Consider the following 19,326-nt stretch of genomic DNA (forward strand, 5'->3'; position numbering starts at 1 on the left):
GAGAGAGATCCTCGCTGCTACCCTCTGCACTAGTACAGGACAGAAAGGCGGAAGAACGTGACGCAGACCACAGGAGCAGCCGGCGATCCGCCCTACCTGCGCATCGTCGCCGCGATCCGGCGGCGCATCGCGGACGGGGAACTCGCCCCCGGGGACCGGGTCCCCTCCACCCGGCAGATCGCCGCACAATGGGGCGTCGCGCTCGCCACCGCCACCAAGGCGCTGACCACCCTGCGCCTGGAGGGCCTGGTCGAGGCCCGCCCCCGGATCGGCACGGTCGTCGCCGGGAGCGCATCCGCCGACCCCGGCGCCCCCGCCGCACCGGCGGCCCGCAGGCGCGCCTCGCCCGCCCCGGACACCGAGCCGGAGCTGACCCTCGAACGGATCGTCCGCGCCGCCGTCGAGATCGCCGATGCCGAAGGGCTCGCGGCGCTCTCCATGCGCGGTGTCGCGGCCCGGCTCGGTGTCGCGGCGATGTCGACCTACCGGTACGTGCCGAGCAAGGAGGACCTGGTCCTGCTCATGGCCGACGCCGCGTACGGCGAGGCCCACCCCGCCGACGCCTACGCCGGCGCCCCCGAGGACTGGCGGGCGCGCATCGAGGCGGGCGGCCGGACCTTGTGGCAGCTGTACCGCAAACACCCGTGGCTGGCCCGGGTCGGCTCCCTCACCCGCCCGTTGCTGGTGCCCAACCTGCTGGTCCACGGCGAGTGGATGCTGAGCGCCCTCGACGGACGCGGGCTCGACCCGACCACCCTCTTCGACATCCACGTCCTGCTCTACAGCCACGTGCACGGCCTGGCGGTCCACCTGGAGTTGGAGGCCGACGCCGAGGCGACCACCGGCCAGTCGGAGGACCAGTGGATGGACAGCCGCGCCCCCGTCCTCCAGGAACTGATGGACTCCGGCCGCTTCCCGACCTTCGCCAAGGTGGTCAGATCCTTCGAGGACGGCTACGACCTGCGGCTGGACGCGCTCTTCGACCTCGGCCTGGGGGCCCTCCTGGACGGCCTGACCCCCGTCGTCGAGGGCTGAGGACGCCCCCTCGGGCTCCCCCGCGCCCCGCGGGGGGCCCGAGGGAGCCCGTATAGGGTCGGGCCGTATGGGGACGTGGAGCGCGCCGAGCGCCATCGAGAGAGAGCTGTACGGGGCCAAGTCCTCCGGCGACTGGGCCGCGTACTTCGACGTACTGGCCCGTTCGCCGCTGTACGTGGCGCAGTCCCGCGCGCGGTCCGACGCACACCCCGACTCGGTGTTCTTCCACGCCACCCCGGACCGGATGCTCGTCGTCCACACCGCCGGAATGCTGCCCGCCCCCACCCCCGAGACGGTCTACGAGTCGCGCAGCCTGCGCTGGTTCGCCAAGGTCTGGGCCGCCGACGACCCCGCCTTCCTCGCCGTCAACCCGGGCTCCCCCAGCGAGGCCTACCTCACGACCACCCCCGCCGACCTGGCCCGCTGGCGCGCCCATGCGGAGGCCGCCCCCCACTACGGCCTGCCCGAGGGCAAGGTCCACGCCCTGTTCACCGGCGGCCCGCTGCACGGGCCCGTCGCCCACGGCCTCGCCGTCGGCGGTCATCTCGCCGTCACCAACGGTGAGTTCTGGAACTCCCTCGCCTACCACGGCAGCGGCTACCAGTACGAACGCCGCCGCGTCGCGAAGAGCTGGAGCATCACCGACCGGTCCGACTGGCTCTTCACCCTGGAGACGCTGTTGGACCGCGGGATGGTCAGCCCCGTCTGGGAGTACGCGCTCCGCGTTCGCCGGGCCCTCGCCTCCGACTTCGCCGGGCCGGTGGACATCGAGCACTGGCGGCACGCCGCCGAGGCGAGCCTGCGCCGCAGCGCCGAACGCGCCGCCGAGCCGCAACTCACCCCCGACGGGGTCACCGTCGCCCAGCCGCGGCCGGTCGCCGAGATCGAGGGGGAGATAGCCGGCGTCAAACGCCTCATCGGCCGGATCACCCGCTACGAGCAGCGCTTCCGGGCCGACGGCCTGCTCCCCGGAGACGGCTGGGTCCGCTCCGTGGAGGGCTGGGACATCGGCCGGGCCTCACAGATGGCCCGCTGGGGCGTCGGCTGCCGCTACGGGACCGTCGCCGAGGCCGAGAAGGCCGTACTGCGCGCCGGGGAGGCGGCGCGCGACGCGTACCGCTCGTGGGCGGAGTTCTCCGCCGGGTACGTCCTCGGCCGGTGCCTGCACTTCGACGAGGAGGAGTTCGGCACCTGGTACACGACCGCCCTCGCCGCCCACCTCGCGCTGACGACCGACCCGGCCAGCCCCTGGCTCAACATCCCCTGGAACTAGACATGTCCGGATGGTGTCCGACCTCGGGTAGTCGGCGGCCGGGGCCGGAAACCGGCGGCGGGCCACGAGGTCCCCGACTAGCCTCGCCGCCATGACTGTTGAGCTGAACGAGACCGTGCGGGGGCTGCTCGACGCGCCGCACCCCGCCGTCCTGTCGACCATCAACCCCGACGGAAGCCCGCAGAGTTCGGTGATCTGGGTGACCCGTGACGGCGGCGACCTGCTGGTCTCCACCGAGCAGGGCCGCCGCAAGGAGCGCAACATCGTCCGGGACGGGCGGGTCGGCATCACCGTCTTCGACCTGGCCAATCCCTTCCTCTACGCCGAGATCCGCGGCACGGCCACCGTCACCGAGGACGTCGGCCGGGCGGTGGCCGTGCGCATCGCCGAGGAGTACATGGGCCCGGGCGCCGGCAAGGAGTACGCCGAGGCCCCGGCCGAGGACGTCCGGGTGGTCGTCCGCATCACCCCGACCAAGGTCCTCGGCAACGCGGCCCGCTAGGTCCTGTCGGATCGGCCCGGCAGCCCTCAGGGAAGGCCGGGCCGGACCGCCGCCCAGGCGTCGATCGCCTGCGTCGAGGGGTCGGCCTCCGCGAGGTGGGGCCGCACGAGCACCAGCAACGGGATCAGGCCCTTGATCCGGCGCAGGTGCCGGATCCGGTGGTAGGGGAGGTCCCGCCAGACCCGGCCCTGCGCCGCGGCCTGCTCCGGGGTCAGGTCCATCAGCGCCAACAGTTCCCGGCACAGGGCGGCCGGGTCACCGCCCTCGTCCGGGCCGAACTGCTGGATCAAGTAGACCTGTACGGAGGCCAGTTCGGGCGCCCGGAGCAGATCGGACCCGCCCTCGGCCCGCGCGCAGCGATGGGTGGCGGCCAGCGCGATCCGGCCCCAGCGCAGCCGGATCCCGTCCGGCAGCCGCTCGTCCCGCATCCGCACCCCGGCCAGGACGCGCAGGGTCCGCGGGTGCGGTTCGTCCCGCAGCGGCGGGCCGGTGGCCAGCCAGGCTTCCAGCTCCTCCAGCGAGTGCCCGTCGGGCGGCACCGAGGTGAGCACCTGTCCCCGGGTGAGCAGCGCGACCATGGCGCCCGCGAGGTGGACCCTCGCGACGTGCCCGGCGTCGAAGGAGCCGACGGCCCGCCCGTGACGCTCGATGCGGCGCAGGCCGATCCTGGATTCCCCGACGGCGTAGACCTGTCCGGCCCGCGCCACCCCGCCGACGCAGCGGACCACGCACACCCCGCCCGTGACGTCGGCCTCCTCGACGGAGTACACCTGCAATTCGGCGATGGACACCCGCGCCCCCTTCCCCGGGCGGAGGTTACCTCCCGGGGCGGCCGCCCGCGCTCACGGGAGCCGTGGAGACTTCGGCCGTGGAGGCTTCACCCGGACGGTGCCTCCAGGACGAGCCGGATCTCGGTGACCTCGTAGCCGGCACGGTCGAAGGCGGCGGCCATCGGCACGTTGACGGTGTCCGCGGTCGCGGTGATGCGCCCGGCGCCTTCGGAGGCGTGGAAGCGGGTGATCTCGCCGAGGATCTCGTCGATCAGCCCCTGGCCGCGCTGCTCCGGTACGACGCCGAGGTAGCCGACGTTGCGGTGGTACGGGGTCGCCGAGGGGATGGCCAGACCCGCGAGGCGGCCGTCCGGGAGGTGGGCCAGGCGCCACCAGGAGCGCTCGCCGGGGCAGGTGAGGTAGAACTCGAGGTCCTCGCGGGCCAGCTGCTCGGCGTCCATCAGCTCCAGTTCGTGCCGGGTGGCCAGGTCGAGGCTGTCGCGGGAGAGCCGGACGAAGGCGTCCAGCACCTCCTCGTCGGTGCCCTCGCGGAAGACGAGCCGGCCGGTGGGCTCCGCGGTGCCGGCGTCCGGGGTCCACTCGTAGCGCAGGCGCTCGATCTCGCGCGTCAGCCCGGCCGCGGTCGCGGCCTCCCGGCGCCAGGCGACGGCCGCGGCGAGCTCCGGCTGCTCCCGCCAGTCGCGGGGCAGCGAGAGGTGGTAGCCCGGCCGCTTGCCGAAGGCGGCGTGCCCGGCTTCCAGCAGCCCGGCGGCGACCTCGGCCGGGTCGGGGACGTCCCTGCGCACCTGGAGGCAGTCGAGCGCGACGGGCCGCTCGCTGTCGGCGCGCCCCCACCACAGGGCCCGGGCGAGGATCCGCCCGTCCTCGTCCTCGGCCAGCCAGATCCATTCGGGCCGGATCTGGTCCTCCGCGAGCTCCTCACGGATCCGCTCGGCGGTCAGGGCGGGCACGGGGCCGTCGGCCGGGTGGGCGACGGCACGGTCCAGGTCCGCGGGGTCCGCGGCGGCAGCACGAAAGATCATCCGGCGATGATCACACGGGGTTCACCACCCGACCAGGGGGTTTCCCCCGCGGCCGGGGCCCGCCGGGGCCCGCCACGGCCGATGGCCGGCCTCCGCGAGGGAGACCGGCCATCGGGTGGGGCGTCGTACGTGCCGCTACGACCAGGTGACCAGGCGGCGGGGGTGTTCCAGGACCGCCGCGATGTCGGCGAGGAACTTGGAGCCGAGCTCGCCGTCGATGAGACGGTGGTCGAACGACAGCGCCAGGGTGGTGACGTGGCGCGGCTTCACCTTGCCCTTGTGGACCCACGGCTGGAGCTTGATCGCGCCGACCGCGAGGATCGCGGACTCGCCGGGGTTCAGGATCGGCGTACCGGTGTCGACGCCGAAGACGCCGACGTTGGTGAGGGTGATCGTGCCGTTCTGCATGTCCGCCGGGGAGGTCTTGCCGTCGCGGGCCGTGACGACCAGCGAGGACAGGGACTCCGACAGCTCGCCGAGGGTCTTGGCGTGCGCGTCCTTGATGTTCGGGACGATCAGCCCGCGCGGAGTGGCCGCCGCGATGCCCAGGTTGACGTAGTGCTTGAGCACGATCTCCTGGGCCGCCTCGTCCCAGGACGCGTTGACGTCCGGGTTGCGGCGGATGGCCACCAGCACGGCCTTGGCGATGAGCAGCAGCGGATTGACCCGCAGCCCCGCGAGGTCCGGGTCGGCCTTGAGCTCCTGGACCAGCTTCATCGTGCGCGTCACGTCGAAGGTGATGAACTCGGTGACGTGCGGCGCGGTGAAGGCCGAGCCGACCATGGCCTGCGCGGTGACCTTGCGGACGCCCTTGACCGGGATGCGGGTCTCCCGCGCCGAGGCGTCGGCCGCGGGGGCCGCGACCACCGCGACGGGCGCGGCCACGGCGGCCGGGGCGGCGGCCGGAGCCGCCACGGGCGCGGCGGCCTGCGGGGCGATCGCCGCGGCGGCCGCAGCGTGCACGTCCTCCCGGGTCACGACCCCGCCGTCACCGGTGGGGACCACCGAGGCCAGGTCGATGCCGAGGTCCTTGGCCAGCTTGCGCACCGGCGGCTTGGCCAGCGGCCGCTCGCCGGTCGGCTGCGCCGGAACGGCGGGGAGCGGCGCCGGGGCGGCCGGGGCCTCGGGGGCGGCCACCGGGGCCGCCGTACCGTTCTGCGCGGCCACGGCGGGCGCCGGAGCGGCCTTGCGGGGGCGGCGCTTGGTGGAGGACTCGGAGACTCCGTAGCCGACCAGGACGGGCTGGCGGGCGGCCGGGGCCGGCTCGGCGGCGGCCGGAGCCGCGGCCGCCGCGGCGGCGGGGGCCGGAGCCTCCGCCTCGCCGGTCTGCACCGAGATGATCACCTGGCCGACGTCGACCGTGGTGCCCTCCTCGAAGAGGAGCGCGTGCACGACGCCGTCGAACGGGATCGGCAGTTCCACGGCGGCCTTGGCCGTCTCGACCTCGCAGACGACCTGACCGTCGGTGACCGTGTCGCCGGGCTGGACGTACCACTTGAGGATCTCGGCCTCGGTGAGGCCCTCGCCCACATCGGGCATTTTGAATTCGCGGATGGTCATGACGCGGGTCTCCTAGTACGCCAGCGAGCGGTCGACGGCGTCGAGCACCCGGTCCAGGCCGGGCAGGTACTCGTCCTCCAGGCGGGCCGGCGGGTACGGGGCGTGGAAACCGCCCACGCGCAGGACCGGCGCCTCCAGGTGGTAGAAGCACCGCTCCGTGATGCGAGCGGCGACCTCCGCGCCCACGCCGAGGAACACCGGCGCCTCGTGGACCACCACGAGCCGACGGGTCTTCTCGACCGAGGCCTGGATCCCGTCGAAGTCGACCGGGGACATCGAGCGCAGGTCGAGGACCTCCACCGACTTGCCCTCCTCGGCGGCCGCGGCCGCGGCCTCCAGGCAGACCTTCACCATCGGGCCGTAGGCGGCCAGGGTGACGTCCGAGCCCTCGCGGCTCACGCGCGCCTTGTGCAGCTCACCGGGGATGGCGTCGAAGTCGACCTCGCCCTTGTCCCAGTAGCGGCGCTTCGGCTCGAAGAAGATCACCGGGTCGTCGCTGAGGATCGCCTGCTGGAGCATCCAGTAGGCGTCGCTCGCGTTCGAGGGGGAGACCACCTTGAGGCCCGGCACGTGCGCGAAGAGCGCCTCGGGGGACTCGCTGTGGTGCTCGACCGCGCCGATGCCGCCCGCGTACGGGATGCGCACGACGACGGGCATCTTGACCTTGCCCAGGGCGCGCGCGTGCATCTTCGCGAGCTGCGTGACGATCTGGTCGTACGCGGGGAAGACGAAACCGTCGAACTGGATCTCCACGACCGGCCGGTACCCGCGCAGGGCCAGGCCGATGGCGGTGCCGACGATGCCCGACTCGGCGAGCGGGGTGTCGATGACCCGCTCCTCGCCGAAGTCCTTCTGCAGGCCGTCGGTGATCCGGAAGACACCGCCCAGCTTGCCGACGTCCTCACCCATGATCAGGACCTTGGGGTCCTGCTCCAGGGCCTTGCGCAGCGACTCGTTGAGCGCCTTAGCGATCGACATCTTCTCGACAGCCATCAGTGACCCTCCTCGAAGGACGCGAGGTAGGCGGCGAACTGGGCGCGCTCCTCGTCGACGAGCGCGTGCCCGTCCGCGTAGACGTTCTCGAAGATCGCCATGGTGTCCGGGTCGGGCATGGCGCGCACGGCTTCGCGCACGCGCTTGCCCATGGCCTCGCTCTCCGCCTCCAGCTCCGTGAAGAACGCCTCGTCGGCGCCCCCGGTGGCCAGCAGGTGGGCCTTCAGGCGCAGGATCGGGTCCTTGGCCTCCCAGGCCGCCGTCTCCTCGTCCCGACGGTACTTCGTCGGGTCGTCGGAGGTGGTGTGCGCGCCCATGCGGTACGTGAACGCCTCGACCAGGGTCGGGCCCTCGCCGCGGCGGGCCCGGTCCAGGGCCCAGCGGGTCACGGCCAGGCAGGCCAGCACGTCGTTGCCGTCGACGCGCACGCCCGGGAAGCCGAAGCCCTGCGCGCGCTGGTAGAGCGGCACGCGCATCTGGCGCTCGGTGGGCTCGGAGATCGCCCACTGGTTGTTCTGGCAGAAGAACACCACGGGGGAGTTGTAGACGGCGGAGAAGGTGAACGCCTCCGCGACGTCACCCTGGCTGGACGCGCCGTCACCGAAGTAGGCGATGACCGCGGAGTCCGCGCCGTCCTTGGCCACACCCATCGCGTAACCGGTCGCGTGCAGCGTCTGCGAGCCGATGACGATCGTGTAGAGGTGGAAGTTGTTGGTGTTCGGGTCCCAGCCGCCGTGGTTCACGCCGCGGAACATGCCGAGCAGGTTGGTCGGGTCGACCCCGCGGCACCAGGCCACGCCGTGCTCGCGGTACGTCGGGAAGACGTAGTCCTCGTCGTTCAGCGCCCGGCCGGAGCCGATCTGCGCGGCCTCCTGGCCGAGCAGCGAGGCCCACAGGCCCAGCTCGCCCTGACGCTGCAGGGCGGTCGCCTCACCGTCGAACCGACGGGTCATGACCATGTCGCGGTACAGCCCGCGCAGGTCCTCGGTGGTGATGTCGGCGACGAAGGGGGCGAACTCGGCGTTCTCCGCGTTGTCGACGCGGTCCCCTTCGGGCGTCAGCAGCTGTACGAGCTGAGGTACGGCGTCCTGCGTCTGCGCGGTGGCAGCGGCGGGCTTGGCGGCGGCGTTCGCCGCGCCTGCCGCCCGCTTGGTGCCGCTGCTGCGTCGCGGCTTGCGCGCGGCAGTGCTCTCCACGGTCACGTGTGCTCCTCCGTCGGTCCGGCACCCGGGTTCTCCGGGGTCCAGTGCGGCTCACCTGTATCCGTAACGAGCGCACGGGGTGGGTGCGCCTCGCGTACGGGGATTCAGGCGTGACAGGTGTCCCGGCGAGTGCCCTGCGCAATGCACGTTACCCAGTGCGCCGCATAACTGCGAAACCCCGTTTGACCTGCGTTTTTGCTTGGATTTCCTAGTAAAAACGTAGCAACGGGAACAACCACTGGTCACAGCCTTGCAGGGGCCGGGAACAACGGCACGTTATCCCGGGTAACTCCGGCAGGGAAGGGGTGAGTGTGTGAAACTGACTTCGTGCGCGAAGACGGAAAAATCAAGGTATTCCTCCTGGACGACCACGAAGTGGTGCGTCGGGGCGTCCACGAGCTCTTGTCGGTCGAAGAGGACATCGAGATCGTCGGCGAAGCCGGTACCGCCGCCGACGCGCTGGTCCGCATCCCCGCCACCCGGCCCGACGTGGCCGTCCTCGACGTGCGGCTCCCCGACGGCAGCGGCGTGGAGGTCTGCCGCGAGGTGCGCTCGCAGGACGAGGACGTCAAATGCCTGATGCTGACCTCCTTCGCCGACGACGAGGCACTGTTCGACGCGATCATGGCCGGCGCTTCCGGTTACGTGCTCAAGGCGATCCGCGGCAATGAGCTGCTGAGCGCCGTGCGCGATGTCGCCGCCGGCAAGTCGCTGCTGGACCCGGTCGCCACCGCCCGCGTGCTGGAGCGGCTGCGCGACGGCGGCAGGAACGGCCGGGGCGACGACCGTCTCGCGGCCCTCACCGAGCAGGAGCGGAGGATCCTCGACCTGATCGGCGAGGGCCTGACCAACCGCGTCATCGGCGAGCGGCTGCACCTGGCGGAGAAGACCATCAAGAACTACGTCTCCAGCCTGCTCTCCAAGCTGGGCATGGAGCGCCGCTCCCAGGCCGCGGCCTACGTGGCCCGCCTGCAGGCCGAACGGCGCTGACCCCCGCCGCCGTCCGCGCCGCGACGGTACGGGTTCCACGGGGCCCGGCGTTCCGTTCGGGACCAACGTCCCCGGTCCTCGGGGCGGGCCGCCCTTCCTCGCGCTCGCCCGGCACATCGTGGTGGACGGCAGGGTGCTCTTGAGAATGCATTCCGGTTTCGGCTACCACCAGGCCTGCAACGGCAGTGTGGTGGCCTACGGGGCCGACAATTCCAATTCGCCGGACCCCGAGCTCTGGTCGGTCCAGTTCACCGGAACGGCGCAGGTCGTCGAGCCCACCAACGCCGAGCTGGAGCTCTTTGGTCCGGTTCCGCATTTCATCGACGACCAGGTGTTCGATCCTGTCTCCATGCGGATCGAACCCCAGTTCGTCACCGTGCACTCGCTCGCCCGGATTCCGGACCGGCAGTACCAGCACGCACGCTGACCCGCACTCACGCGGATACGGGAACGGGCCCGGCGGAATTGATTCCGCCGGGCCCGTCCGCACATCCGTCTCACTCCTCCGAGTTGGTGGTGCCACCCGCGCCGCCACCGCCGGCGCCACCCGCGCCGGCGCCGCCGGCGGCTGCGCCGCCGCTCGTCTCCGTGGGCTTCGTCGACGCGGACGTCGAGGGCTTCGTCGACGGCGACGTCGAAGGCTTCGCCGTCGACGAGGCGCTCGGCGAAGCCGTACCCGTCGGCGAGTGCGTCGCGGTGACCGTCGGCGTCGGACTGAAGCTCTGCTGACGGCTACGGGTCGGCGCTGGCGAATTGTCGTTGGTGGCCGGGCTGTTGTCCTGGGTCTGCGGCGCCTGGGTGACGTTCGGGGACGCGGACTTGCTCGGCTCGTCGCCCGGGGTGCTCTGGGTGTTCTCCGGCTTCTTGTTGTCGACCTTGCCCATGCTGTTGACGGCGTAGGCCACACCGCCCATGATCGCGACGATCGCGAGGACGGCGAACAGCCACGCCTTCCAGCGGCTGCCGCCGCCACCGCGGTCGTCGTACCCGTCGTAACCGCCGTAGCCGCCGTTGCCGACCGGGCCGGGGCCGCCGGGGAAGGCCGAGCCGTCGTCCGGGTTCAGCGACGGCACCATCGGCGCCTGGAACTGCGAGGTCGAGGCGTGCGCCCCGTACTGCTGCCCACCGGCCCCGGGCACGGGCATGGCCGTAGTGGCGGCGGCGCCGCCCCGCCCGTGCGGCAGTGACATGGTGACCGGGCCGGTGCCCCAGGTGCCGGTGTTCGGCCCCTCGTCGTGCAGCATCTGGAGTGCGTACTGGACCAACCCGCGCATCTCCTCGGCGCTCTGGAACCGGTCGTCCGGATCCTTGGCGAGGGAGCGCATGACCAGGCCGTCGAGCTCCTGCGGAAGGTGACGTCCCTCCGGCAGCTGGGAGGGCGGCACCGGCGCGTCCTGGACGTGCTGGTAGACCACCGACAGCGGGGTCTCGCCGGTGAACGGGGGACGCAGCGCGAGCAGTTCGTAGAGCAGGCAGCCGGTCGCGTAGAGGTCGGAGCGGTGGTCGACGGCCTTGCCGAGGGCCTGCTCGGGCGACAGGTACTGCGGGGTGCCCATGACCATGCCGGTCTGGGTCATCGTCGACTGGGCGCCGTGCAGGGCGCGGGCGATGCCGAAGTCCATCACCTTGACCGCGCCCGTCTCGGTGATGATGACGTTCGCGGGCTTGATGTCGCGGTGCACGATGCCGTGCTGGTGCGAGTACGCGAGGGCTTCGAGCACGCCCGAGGTGATGATGAGCGCCTGCTCGGGTCCCGGGGCCTCCGCGCTGAGCAGGAGGTCGCGGATGGTGCGGCCCTCGACGAGCTCCATGACGATGTACGGGACGGTGTTCGGGCCGACCCGGTCCTCGCCCGAGTCGTATACGGCGACGACGGCGTGGTGGTTGAGTCCGGCGACGGACTGCGCCTCGCGGGTGAAGCGGGCCTTGGACACCGGGTCCTCGGCGAGGTCCGCGCGCAGCAGCTTCACGGCGACGGTACGGCCCAGTCGGACGTCCTCGGCCGCGAACACCTCGGCCATGCCGCCGCGGCCCAGCCGGTGCGTCATCCGGTACCGGCCGTCTCCCACCAGGCCGCCGGCGCCCCATTGCTCAGGACCATCGGTCATCCCGGCGCCGTTTCCATCGGGTTCGGGTGCCATCAGTCCTCGCCGTCGTATCTCTCGGCCGCCGCTCAGCGGTAGTCCTCTTCGTCGGTGCTCCGGTGAACGCTACAGCCTCGGAACCGGTCACCGTTCGGACAAGGCCGCCTGTGCCCGTGTGGTCACGGAACGGGTACCCGGCTTGACGTGGGCTTGCCCTGGGGCAGACTGGGCGCCATATGCGCCCGGCCAGCGGCGTGGGAACACATCCCGAGGGGGAGCAACAGTCATGAGCCAGGACGGCACTCAGGGCCAGTACGCGGGCGGCTCTTTGGCCGGTGGCCGTTACCAGCTAAGGGACTTGCTGGGTGCGGGCGGCATGGCGTCCGTGTACCTGGCGTACGACTCGGCCCTCGACCGGCAGGTCGCCATCAAGACGCTGCACAGCGACCTCGGCCGCGAGCAGTCCTTCCGCGAACGTTTCCGCCGCGAGGCCCAGGCTGTAGCGAAACTGTCGCACACGAACATCGTCTCGGTGTTCGACACCGGTGAAGGCGAAGTGACGTTCGGCGGCGCCGCCGCGGGCGACGGCGCGGTGATGCCGTACATCGTCATGGAATACGTGGAGGGCCAGCCGCTGGGCTCGGTGCTGGAGGAGGACATCCGCCGGCACGGGGCCATGCCGGCGGACAAGGCGCTGAAGGTGACGGCCGACGTGCTGGCCGCCCTGGAGACCAGCCACGAGATGGGGCTCGTCCACCGCGACATCAAGCCCGGCAACGTCATGGTGAACAAGCGCGGCGTGGTCAAGGTGATGGACTTCGGCATCGCCCGCGCCATGCAGTCGGGGGTCACCTCGATGACGCAGACCGGCATGGTCGTCGGCACCCCCCAGTACCTCTCGCCCGAACAGGCGCTGGGGCGCGGGGTCGACGCCCGTTCCGACCTCTACTCGGTCGGCATCATGCTGTTCCAGCTGCTGACCGGGCGGATCCCGTTCGACGCGGACTCGCCGTTGGCCATCGCCTACGCCCACGTGCAGGAGGAACCGGTCGCCCCGTCCTCCATCAACCGGTCGCTGACCCCGGCGATGGACGCGCTGGTGGCGCGGGCGCTGAAGAAGAACCCGAACGAGCGCTTCCCCACGGCCGCGGCCATGGGCGACGAGGTCGCACGGGTGCTGGGCTCCGGGCAGACCGGGGCGCCGGTCATCGTGCAGGGCCAGGGGCCGCTGAGCAGTGGCGCGGGCGTGGCCTCGACCGTGTTCCCGCCGGTGGAGGCCGGGTACCAGGCGCCCCCGCAGTCGGTGCAGCAGCCGTACCAGACGCCGCAGACACCGCCGCAGACCCCGTACGCACCCACGCCGGCCCCCCAGCACGCACAGGGCGGCTACGCCTACCCGCACACGCCCCCGCCGCAGCAGCAGTACGCGCCGCATACCCCGCCGCCGTACACGATCTCCCCGACGAGCTCGTCGTCCGCGGCGTCCGGTGACGGCAAGCGGAGCAGTCCGGTGGTCATCGGAGCGATCGTGGTGGCCCTGCTGGCCGTCGGCGGTCTGATCGCGGCGATCTCGATGAACGGGGACGACAAGGACAAGGGCGGCACCACGGCGGACCCGGGGAACTCGGCATCCGCGCCGGCCTCCGCGAAGGCCGGGTACAAGGGGCCCGACCTGACGCGCACGATCGACCCGAAGAAGTGCACGGAGCCGGTGAAGCACTACAGCGAGGCCGGCAAGTACTCGGCGCCGGACTTCAAGTACAAGAACCTGCTCTCCGTGAAGGAGTGCATCCAGGCCTCGCGCGGCAAGTACAAGATCGATTACAAGGACGAGGCCGTGTACGGCAAGGACACGGTGCTGTTCCAGTCCCCGGCCGCCGGCGAGAAGGTCGACAAGGAAGGCATGGAGTACACGCTGACCGTGTCGACCGGCAACCCCGAATAGCGCGCGGCGCAGTCCGACACACCGGCATCCCGGGCACCCCGATGGGGCGCCCGGGATGCCGGTTTTGCCCCACTATGTAAATCTGGGCGCATATCTCTGACGCGCAGCGAGCAGCGAGCAGCTCGTGGCTCGGGACGGGAGGGGCTCCCCGTGATCCAAGGCTTCCGCCCGGCGCACTGGCTGGCCTGCGCAGCCCTCGCCGCCACCGCGCTCGCGCCCACCGCTTCCGCGTACGCCGGCCCCTTCCTCACCCAGGCCCGCCAGGTCACCGCACCCGCCGCACCCGCCACACCCGCCGCACCCGCCTCGCCCGACGACCCCTACGAGGAACTGGCCGGCAGCGTCGCCGGAGTCGGGCGCGAGCGCCCCGGGCGGCCGGTCGGCGAGCCCGCCGACCCGGAGTTGACGGTGGCCTCCCAGCCGCTGCTGCCGGCGCGACCCCCGCACACCGGTCAGACCGGGCAGACCGGGCGCACCGGGGCCACCCCGCCCCCACCGCCCCCGCTGCCACCCCCACCGCCGCGGCCGACCACCGCCGTCGCCGCGCCGAGCCCGCCGTCGTCGACGGTCAGCGCCCTCGACGAAGCACCCAACGACCGGGCCGCCGACCTGGCCGCGCACATACTGCCGCTCGGCACCGGATTCGCCCTGATGGGCCTCGGCCTCGGCTACCTCGGGATGCGTCTGCGCCGGGGGCTCTGAGCGGCCCGGACCCCTCCCGCACCCCTCCCGCACCCCTCCCGAACCCTCCCCCTCCGGGCGGCGTCCCCCGCGCGACGTACGCCTCAGGACGGTTGCCGGAAGTGAACATACTCGGTATACATACCGAGTATGTCGATCCGTCACGGGCTACTCGCCCTGCTGGAACGGGGTCCTCGGTACGGCTCCCAGCTGCGCACCGAGTTCGAATCCCGCACCGGCTCCACCTGGCCGCTCAACGTCGGGCAGGTGTACACGACCCTCGCCCGTCTCGAACGGGACGGCCTCGTCGCCCCTGACGGCGAGGACGCCGCCGGCCACACCCTGTACGCCATCACCGACACCGGGCGCACCGAGCTGCTCCAGTGGTACGGGCGCCCCGTCGACCGGGCCAATCCGCCCCGCGACGAGCTGTCCATCAAGCTCGCCATGGCCGTCGGCGCCCCCGGCGTGGACATCCGCGCCGTCATCCAGTCCCAACGGCACGCCACGATCAAGGCGATGCAGGACTACACCCGGCTCAAGGCCACGGCGCTCGCCGCGGTCGAGAGCGGCCGGTCCCACGAGCGCGACGACGTGGCCTGGCTGCTCGTACTGGAACAGCTGATCTTCCAGACCGAGGCCGAGGCCCGTTGGCTCGACCACTGCGAAGCCCGGCTCGTCCGGCTCTCCCTGCCGGCCGACCGGAGAGCCGCGGAACCCGAACCGCCCCAGGCCGCCGCAGCCGAGACCCCGACCACCACCCCGCCCCGTACCGCTCGTACGCGCCGTGGCTGAACCACCGTTCCAGGGGGGACACTCCATGCCTGACCAGCCCCAGCCCCAGCCCCAGCCCCAGCCCCAGCCCCAGCCCCAACAGCCCGTACTGCAGTTGGACCGACTCGTCCGCACCCACGGCAGCGGCGCCACCGAGGTGCACGCCCTGCGCGGGATCGACCTCTCGGTCTTCCCCGGCGAACTCGTCGCCGTGATGGGCCCCTCCGGCTCCGGCAAGTCCACGCTGCTCACCCTCGCGGGCGGCCTCGACATCCCGAGCAGCGGCCGGGTGATCGTTGAGGGCACCGACATCACCACGGCGAGCCGCAAGCAGCTGGCCGCCCTGCGCCGTCGCAGCATCGGGTACGTCTTCCAGGACTACAACCTGATACCGGCCCTCACCGCCGCGGAGAACGTGGCACTGCCCCGGGAGCTCGACGGGACCTCCGCCCGCAAGGCGCGCGCCTCCGCGCTCGCCGCGCTGGAGGAAATGGGCCTCGGCCAGCTCGCCAACCGCTTCCCCGACGAGATGTCCGGCGGCCAGCAGCAGCGCGTGGCCATCGCCCGCGCCCTCGTGGGCGACCGCCGCCTGGTCCTGGCCGACGAGCCGACCGGCGCCCTGGACTCCGAGACCGGCGAGTCCGTCCTCGCCCTGCTGCGCGCCCGCTGCGACGCGGGCGCCGCCGGGATCCTCGTCACGCACGAACCGCGGTTCGCCGCCTGGGCCGACCGCGTGGTCTTCCTGCGCGACGGCAGCGTGGTCGACGAGACCCTGCGCAGCCACGCCGACTCCCTCCTCTCCGGGCAGGCGGCCGGCCAGTGACCGCTCCGCTCCAAGGCTGGTACCACTCCTGGGTGGCGGCCCTGCGCATAGCCCGCCGCGACGCCTGGCGCGCCAAGGGCCGCAGCTCCCTCGTCCTCGCGATGCTCGCCCTGCCGATCGTCGGAGTGAGCGCGGCCGACCTCACGCTGCGCAGCGCCGAACTCTCCCCCGAGCAGGCCCTCACCCGGATGATCGGCACCGCCGACGCCCGGGTGAGCCAATCGCACATGTCCGGGCCCATCTACCAGAGCCCCGACGGCACGAGGTCCCTGCCCGTCGGCGGCTACAAGGACTACGACCCCTCGAAGGCCACGCGGGAGAAGCCGGAACCGGTGGAGTCCCTGCTCCCGCCCGGCGCCCAGGTCCTCAAGGACAGCACCGGCTACACCAAGGTCCGCACCACGCACGGGCTGCTCGACACCCAGCTGCGCGAACTCGACACGCACAGCCCCCTGGTGAAGGGCATGATCACGCTCAACCGCGGCCAACTGCCCGAGGCACCGGGCGAGGTCATCGCCACCCAGGCCTTCCTGAAGGAGTCCGGTCTCTTCGTCGGCTCCTCGGTCACCCCGCGCGGCGCCACCTTCCCGTACAAGATCGTCGGCGCCTACGAGCTGCCGGACGAACTCGGACGCCCCGAGATCATCGCCCCGCCCGGGACGCTGATCGCCCCGCTGAACAAGGCGCTGACGGCGTCCGGCGGGCGCACGGTGACCGCCGACGACAAGTACCTGGTCAAGGTCGGCGGCGCAGGCGTCACCTGGGACGCGGTCCAGGCGGCCAACACCAAGGGCCTGATCGTCGTCTCCCGCGCCGTCGTCCTCCACCCGCCCGCCGACTCCGAGGTCCCGCTCTACCGGAACGAGCCGAGTGCGAAGTCCGAGCGGGACGGCAACAAGACCGTCCAGATGGCCATCCTGGCCACCGTCGTGGGCCTGGCCATGCTGGAGATCTGCCTGCTCGCCGGACCGGCCTTCGCGGTCGGCGCCCGCCGCTCGCGCCGCCAGCTGGGCCTGGTCGGCGCCAACGGCGGCGACCGGCGCCACATCCGCTCCATCGTGCTCTCCGGCGGCCTGGTCCTCGGCGCCGTCGCCGCCGTCATCGGCACCGTCATCGGCGTCCTGCTCACCGTCGTACTGCGACCGGTGCTGGAGGAGTCGCTCGGCAACCGCTTCGGCGGCTTCGACTTCCGCCCGCTGGAACTGGTCGGCATCGCCCTGCTCGCCGTGGTCACCGGCCTGCTCGCCGCGATCGTCCCGGCCGTCACCGCCTCCCGCCAGACCGTGCTGGCCTCGCTCACCGGCCGCCGCGGCGTCCGCCGCGCCAACCGGGTGCTGCCCGTCATCGGCCTGATCGCCATCGCCGCCGGCGTCGCGATCGCCCTCTACGGCACCACCTCGGATCTGGGCAGCACCGTCGTGGCGGGCGGCAGCGCCCTCGCCGAACTCGGCCTCGTCGCCCTCACCCCGGTCCTGGTCGGCCTGTTCGGCCGGCTCGGGCGGTGGCTGCCGCTGTCGCCGCGGCTCGCGCTGCGCGACGCCGTACGCAACCGCGGGCGTACGGCCCCCGCCGTGGCCGCCGTGCTGGCCGCCGTCGCCGGAACCGTCGCCGTGGCGACGTACCAGCAGAGCTTCGACGCCCAGATGCGCCACGAGTACCGGGCCGAACTGCCGCACGGAACGGGGCTGCTGACGGTCAGAGACAACAGCGCGTACAAGGAGGTGCCCGCGCTGCGCGAGGCCCTCGCCAAGGAACTGCCGCTGTCCCAGAGGGCGGACATCGACCGGCTGGTCGTCGGCAAGCCGGGCTGCGAGTCGTTCTCCTCGGACCCCGGCTGCGGCCGCATCGAGCTCATCACGCCCAAGGAGCAGCGCTGCCCGCTCTACGAGGACGTCAAGGGCATCGAGGCCTTCTCCGAGGCGCGGCGCAAGGAACTGCGCCAGGACTGGCGTTGCCAGGAATCCCGGTACGGCACGGAGCACTCCGTCCTCGTCGGTGACGAGAAGGTGCTGAGCGTGCTCGCGGTCACCGACCCGGGCTCCGTGGCCGCCCTCAAGGCCGGCCAGGCCGTCTCCTTCGACAAGCGCCAGGTCAAGGACGGCAAGCTCACCCTGCGGATCATCACCAAACAGGGCGAGGACGACGTCATGCGCGGCCGCTACGACGAGACGCCCGGTGAGGACAAGGTCCTGTCCGTCCACCTGGCGCCCGACACGACCCAGAACTGGGGCGTCGAGCTGATCCTGCCGCCCGCGGCGGCCAAGGCCGCCGGGCTGGCCACCGCGCCCCTGGGCTCGTACTTCGGCCTCGACGGCACGGCGTCCAGCGAGCAGCGCCAGCGCATCGCCGGGGAGATCGACCGGATGGGCGTCGAGTCCTCCCTGCACATCGAGGCGGGCTACCAGGGCGACGACAGCCTCGTCATGCTCGCCCTCGCCGTCTTCGCGGGACTCGTCACCATCGGCGCGGCCGGCATCGCCACCGGGCTCGCCCAGGCCGACGCCGAGGCCGACCTGAAGACGCTGGCCGCGGTGGGCGCGGCACCGCGCGTGCGGCGGACGCTGAGCGGTTTCCAGTGCGGGGTGGTCGCCCTGATGGGCGTCGTCCTGGGCTCGGCGGCCGGAATCCTGCCCGCCATCGGCCTGCGCCTGACGGAACAGCGGCAAGCGGAGGCGCTCTACCGGGAGTCGATCGAGCAGGGCCTCTCGACGATGACGGAATCGGTGCCGTTCGTACCGATCTCGCTGCCGTGGGAAACCCTCGCCGGGCTGCTCGTCGTGGTCCCGCTGGGCGCGGCCCTGCTGGCGGCCCTGGTCACCCGCTCCAGCGGCGCACTGGCCCGCCGGGCCGCGGGGTAGGCCGGGACCGGGCCCGGGACCGGGCCCGGGCTGGTGCCCCCGTACAGGGTGGATCACGACTGTACGGGGGCACACCGTGTGAGGACGGAGGTGTGCGAGAGAATGACGGCATGGAGATGCCGAGGAGTGAACGGTCGCAGGACAGCCCCCCGCACGTTCTGATCGTGGGACAGGACGGGACGGCCGTCGGCGACGCCGATGACGAGTCGCGCGAGGTCCCGGTGACGGAAATGGTCGAACAGCCCGCCAAGGTCATGCGGATCGGCAGCATGATCAAGCAACTCCTGGAAGAGGTACGCGCCGCGCCTCTCGACGAGGCGAGCCGGGTCCGGCTCAAGGACATCCATGCCGCCTCGGTCAAGGAGCTGGAGGACGGCCTGGCCCCCGAGCTCGTGGAGGAACTGGAGCGACTGTCGCTCCCGTTCACCGAGGAGGCCATTCCCTCCGAGGCCGAACTTCGGATCGCCCAGGCCCAGTTGGTGGGCTGGCTGGAGGGCCTCTTCCACGGCATCCAGACGGCCCTGTTCGCACAGCAGATGGCGGCGCGGGCGCAGTTGGAGCAGATGCGCCGCGCCCTCCCGCCGGGCGGACCGCACGACGACGACGAGGACGGCGGCCACGGCGCGATCCGCTCGGGCCCCTACCTCTAGCCTCCGGCGGACGACGAGAGAGGCGGGTCCGGCCCACGCCCCCGGCGCGGCCCGGCCCCGCCGACCGTCCCGGCCCCGCCCGGCCAGTCCAGCCCCGCCGGCGCTTGAGGCGCGGGGGTCCGGGGGCAGCGCCCCCGGCAACG

At 72.3% G+C, this 19,326-nt stretch carries 17 protein-coding genes; 11 read left to right on the forward strand and 6 right to left on the reverse strand.

Translation table 11 applies throughout. The features are described from left to right. Positions 1–57: 57 nt before the first annotated feature. The 3 genes from OG207_RS21505 (at position 58) to OG207_RS21515 (ending at position 2,810) form a co-directional block, all read left to right on the forward strand. A complete protein-coding gene (locus OG207_RS21505; protein WP_329100112.1) occupies positions 58–1,035 on the forward strand; it encodes a TetR/AcrR family transcriptional regulator C-terminal domain-containing protein in 978 nt (325 codons plus the stop codon). 67 nt (positions 1,036–1,102) lie between these two features. Next, positions 1,103–2,308, forward strand: coding sequence for a DUF1266 domain-containing protein (locus OG207_RS21510; protein WP_329100113.1), 1,206 nt, complete (start codon positions 1,103–1,105; stop codon positions 2,306–2,308). A 91-nt stretch (positions 2,309–2,399) separates the two neighbouring features. Further along, on the forward strand, positions 2,400–2,810 hold the full coding sequence (locus OG207_RS21515; RefSeq protein WP_329100114.1) for a PPOX class F420-dependent oxidoreductase: 411 nt from the start codon (positions 2,400–2,402) through the stop codon (positions 2,808–2,810). A 26-nt stretch (positions 2,811–2,836) separates the two neighbouring features. Here the strand turns inward: OG207_RS21515 and OG207_RS21520 are convergent, their stop codons facing one another. The 5 genes from OG207_RS21520 to pdhA form a co-directional block, all read right to left on the reverse strand. Next, positions 2,837–3,601 carry a hypothetical protein gene (locus tag OG207_RS21520; protein WP_329100115.1) on the reverse strand — a complete coding sequence of 255 codons (765 nt, stop codon included), beginning with the start codon at positions 3,599–3,601 and terminating at the stop codon, positions 2,837–2,839. 86 nt (positions 3,602–3,687) lie between these two features. Then, positions 3,688–4,623 (reverse strand): GNAT family N-acetyltransferase, encoded by a 936-nt coding sequence (locus OG207_RS21525; RefSeq protein ID WP_329100116.1) that lies wholly within the window; start codon positions 4,621–4,623, stop codon positions 3,688–3,690. 135 nt (positions 4,624–4,758) lie between these two features. Beyond that, the gene (locus OG207_RS21530) at positions 4,759–6,183 is read right to left on the reverse strand and encodes a dihydrolipoamide acetyltransferase family protein (protein ID WP_329100117.1); all 1,425 of its coding nucleotides are present in this window, start codon (positions 6,181–6,183) and stop codon (positions 4,759–4,761) included. Between the two features lie 12 nt (positions 6,184–6,195). Beyond that, a complete protein-coding gene (locus OG207_RS21535) occupies positions 6,196–7,176 on the reverse strand; it encodes an alpha-ketoacid dehydrogenase subunit beta (protein ID WP_030010542.1) in 981 nt (326 codons plus the stop codon). After that, positions 7,176–8,378: a pyruvate dehydrogenase (acetyl-transferring) E1 component subunit alpha gene (gene pdhA, locus OG207_RS21540; RefSeq protein WP_033214801.1), complete on the reverse strand. Its 1,203-nt coding sequence runs from the start codon at positions 8,376–8,378 to the stop codon at positions 7,176–7,178. The genes OG207_RS21535 and pdhA overlap by 1 nt, the downstream gene beginning before the upstream one ends. 327 nt (positions 8,379–8,705) lie before the next feature. Here pdhA and OG207_RS21545 point away from each other — a divergent pair, with 327 nt between their 5' ends. Together OG207_RS21545 and OG207_RS21550 are read left to right on the forward strand one after the other, a co-directional pair. Beyond that, the gene (locus OG207_RS21545) at positions 8,706–9,368 is read left to right on the forward strand and encodes a response regulator transcription factor (RefSeq protein WP_329100118.1); all 663 of its coding nucleotides are present in this window, start codon (positions 8,706–8,708) and stop codon (positions 9,366–9,368) included. Positions 9,369–9,513: 145 nt separating this feature from the next. Next, positions 9,514–9,795 (forward strand): hypothetical protein, encoded by a 282-nt coding sequence (locus OG207_RS21550; protein ID WP_329100119.1) that lies wholly within the window; start codon positions 9,514–9,516, stop codon positions 9,793–9,795. 70 nt (positions 9,796–9,865) lie between these two features. Here the strand turns inward: OG207_RS21550 and OG207_RS21555 are convergent, their stop codons facing one another. Further along, the gene (locus tag OG207_RS21555; RefSeq protein ID WP_329100120.1) at positions 9,866–11,509 is read right to left on the reverse strand and encodes a protein kinase domain-containing protein; all 1,644 of its coding nucleotides are present in this window, start codon (positions 11,507–11,509) and stop codon (positions 9,866–9,868) included. Positions 11,510–11,738: 229 nt separating this feature from the next. On the opposite strand from OG207_RS21555, the gene OG207_RS21560 reads away from it, so the two are divergent. The 6 genes from OG207_RS21560 (at position 11,739) to OG207_RS21585 (ending at position 19,183) form a co-directional block, all read left to right on the forward strand. Further along, the gene (locus OG207_RS21560) at positions 11,739–13,397 is read left to right on the forward strand and encodes a protein kinase domain-containing protein (RefSeq protein ID WP_329100121.1); all 1,659 of its coding nucleotides are present in this window, start codon (positions 11,739–11,741) and stop codon (positions 13,395–13,397) included. Positions 13,398–13,547: 150 nt separating this feature from the next. Further along, complete coding sequence (locus tag OG207_RS21565) at positions 13,548–14,099, forward strand: hypothetical protein (protein WP_329100122.1); 552 nt, start codon at positions 13,548–13,550, stop codon at positions 14,097–14,099. A 129-nt stretch (positions 14,100–14,228) separates the two neighbouring features. Then, entirely contained in the window at positions 14,229–14,873 is a 645-nt protein-coding gene (locus OG207_RS21570) for a PadR family transcriptional regulator (RefSeq protein WP_329100123.1), read from the forward strand. Positions 14,874–14,898: 25 nt separating this feature from the next. Beyond that, positions 14,899–15,675 carry an ABC transporter ATP-binding protein gene (locus OG207_RS21575; protein WP_329100124.1) on the forward strand — a complete coding sequence of 259 codons (777 nt, stop codon included), beginning with the start codon at positions 14,899–14,901 and terminating at the stop codon, positions 15,673–15,675. A gap of 101 nt (positions 15,676–15,776) precedes the next feature. Beyond that, positions 15,777–18,533: an ABC transporter permease gene (locus OG207_RS21580; RefSeq protein ID WP_329107769.1), complete on the forward strand. Its 2,757-nt coding sequence runs from the start codon at positions 15,777–15,779 to the stop codon at positions 18,531–18,533. A gap of 110 nt (positions 18,534–18,643) precedes the next feature. Next, positions 18,644–19,183 carry a bacterial proteasome activator family protein gene (locus OG207_RS21585; RefSeq protein ID WP_030014634.1) on the forward strand — a complete coding sequence of 180 codons (540 nt, stop codon included), beginning with the start codon at positions 18,644–18,646 and terminating at the stop codon, positions 19,181–19,183. The last annotated feature ends 143 nt before the right edge of the window (positions 19,184–19,326 follow it).

The organism is Streptomyces sp. NBC_01439, from assembly GCF_036227605.1.
In the GTDB taxonomy this organism is placed as follows: Bacteria; Actinomycetota; Actinomycetes; order Streptomycetales; family Streptomycetaceae; genus Streptomyces.

Coding starts and splice junctions, on each gene's coding strand:
- OG207_RS21510 (WP_329100113.1), top strand. CDS start 1,103: ATGGGGACGTGGAGCGCGCCGAGCGCCATCGAGAGAGAGCTGTACGGG.
- OG207_RS21515 (WP_329100114.1), top strand. CDS start 2,400: ATGACTGTTGAGCTGAACGAGACCGTGCGGGGGCTGCTCGACGCGCCG.
- OG207_RS21525 (WP_329100116.1), bottom strand. CDS start 4,623: ATGATCTTTCGTGCTGCCGCCGCGGACCCCGCGGACCTGGACCGTGCC.
- OG207_RS21530 (WP_329100117.1), bottom strand. CDS start 6,183: ATGACCATCCGCGAATTCAAAATGCCCGATGTGGGCGAGGGCCTCACC.
- OG207_RS21535 (WP_030010542.1), bottom strand. CDS start 7,176: ATGGCTGTCGAGAAGATGTCGATCGCTAAGGCGCTCAACGAGTCGCTG.
- OG207_RS21550 (WP_329100119.1), top strand. CDS start 9,514: ATGCATTCCGGTTTCGGCTACCACCAGGCCTGCAACGGCAGTGTGGTG.
- OG207_RS21555 (WP_329100120.1), bottom strand. CDS start 11,509: ATGGCACCCGAACCCGATGGAAACGGCGCCGGGATGACCGATGGTCCT.
- OG207_RS21560 (WP_329100121.1), top strand. CDS start 11,739: ATGAGCCAGGACGGCACTCAGGGCCAGTACGCGGGCGGCTCTTTGGCC.
- OG207_RS21570 (WP_329100123.1), top strand. CDS start 14,229: ATGTCGATCCGTCACGGGCTACTCGCCCTGCTGGAACGGGGTCCTCGG.
- OG207_RS21575 (WP_329100124.1), top strand. CDS start 14,899: ATGCCTGACCAGCCCCAGCCCCAGCCCCAGCCCCAGCCCCAGCCCCAG.
- OG207_RS21580 (WP_329107769.1), top strand. CDS start 15,777: ATGCTCGCCCTGCCGATCGTCGGAGTGAGCGCGGCCGACCTCACGCTG.
- OG207_RS21585 (WP_030014634.1), top strand. CDS start 18,644: ATGGAGATGCCGAGGAGTGAACGGTCGCAGGACAGCCCCCCGCACGTT.